Source organism: Salsipaludibacter albus (genome assembly GCF_019798055.1).
Lineage (GTDB): Bacteria > Actinomycetota > Nitriliruptoria > Nitriliruptorales > Nitriliruptoraceae > Salsipaludibacter > Salsipaludibacter albus.
On sequence record NZ_JAHOPH010000070.1, the window covers coordinates 1 to 1,353 of the forward strand.

Sequence of the window (1,353 nt, forward strand, 5' to 3'; positions counted from 1 at the left end):
CGCCTGACCGCCCGCGATCCCGACCCACCCCACCGCCGACCGTGACCGGTTGGCGCAACAGTCGGCATGATCCGGTCACGGTCGGCGGTGGGGTGGGTCGGGATCGCGGGCGGTCAGGCGGTCAGGACGACCTTCAGGGCGTCGTGGTCGACCGCGTGGCCGAACACCTCGTAGGCCTCCATGATGTCGCCGAGCGCGAACCGGTGGGTGACGAACTTCTCCGGGGCGATCGAGCCGGCCTCGATCTCGGACAGCAGGTCCTCGGTCGTGACCGCGTTGACCAACCCGGTCGTCACGGTGATGTTGTTGATCCACTGGTCCTGGATCGGGAACTCGACCGGCTCACCGTGCACGCCCACGTTGGCGACCCGGCCCCCGGGCCGGATGGCGTCGACGCACGTGGCGAACGTGGCCGGGACGCCGACCGCCTCGATGGCGACGTCGACCCCCAGCCCGTCGGGCGACAGGTCGCGGATGGCCGCGGCCACGTCGTCGACCTCGTTGATGTCGATCGTGTCCGTCGCCCCGAACGCGCGGGCGGTCGCCAGGCGGAACGGGTTGCCGTCCACCGCGATGATGCGGCTGGCCCCGCTCGGTCCGGCCGTCATGATCGCGGCCAGGCCGATCGGGCCGACCCCGACGACCGCGACGGTGTCACCTGCCGACACGTGGCCGTACTGCACGCCGATCTCGTAGCCGGTCGGGAGGATGTCGGACAGCATGACGCCCTGCTCGGCCGAGACGCCCTCCGGGAGCCTGATCAGCCCGGTGTCGGCGTACGGGACGCGGACCTGCTCGGCCTGCGTGCCGTCGACGAGGTGGCCGAAGATCCAGCCGATCCCGCCCAGGCCGGTGCAGTGCGACGGCATGGCGGCGCGGCAGTAGTCGCAGGAACCGCACTTGCTGATGCACGAGATGATGACGCGGTCCCCGACCGCGACCTCGGTGACGTCGGCGCCCACGTCGGTCACGACGCCGACCCCCTCGTGGCCGAGGATGCGCCCGTCGGTGACGGCGGGCACGTCGCCCTTGAGGATGTGCAGGTCGGTGCCGCAGATGGTGGTGGTCTCGATCCTGACGAGTGCGTCGGTGGGCTCCTGGAGCTTGGGCTCCGGGACGTCCTCCCAGGCGATGGTGCCGGGTCCGTGGTAGACGAGTGCCTTCACGAGCTGCCTCCTTGCGCGGGGCATCGGGACGGCCGCGAACACCGCGGCCGCGTCCCCGGAGTGGACCTCGCGCCCGGGTGGCACCGACAGTGCCGGGGGTCACCCTCGTGACGTGCCGGTCGGCCCGGTGGCGGACGTGACGCCAGCCGCCGCGGCGACCTGGGCGCCCCCGGGGACGCGGCCGGTC

At 72.4% G+C, this 1,353-nt stretch carries 1 protein-coding gene; it reads right to left on the minus strand.

Annotated elements, in window-relative coordinates:
- Positions 1 to 113 precede the first annotated feature (113 nt).
- Positions 114 to 1,166 carry a zinc-dependent alcohol dehydrogenase family protein gene (locus tag KR546_RS18835; RefSeq protein WP_238446264.1) on the minus strand — a complete coding sequence of 351 codons (1,053 nt, stop codon included), beginning with the start codon at positions 1,164 to 1,166 and terminating at the stop codon, positions 114 to 116.
- Positions 1,167 to 1,353: the final 187 nt, after the last annotated feature.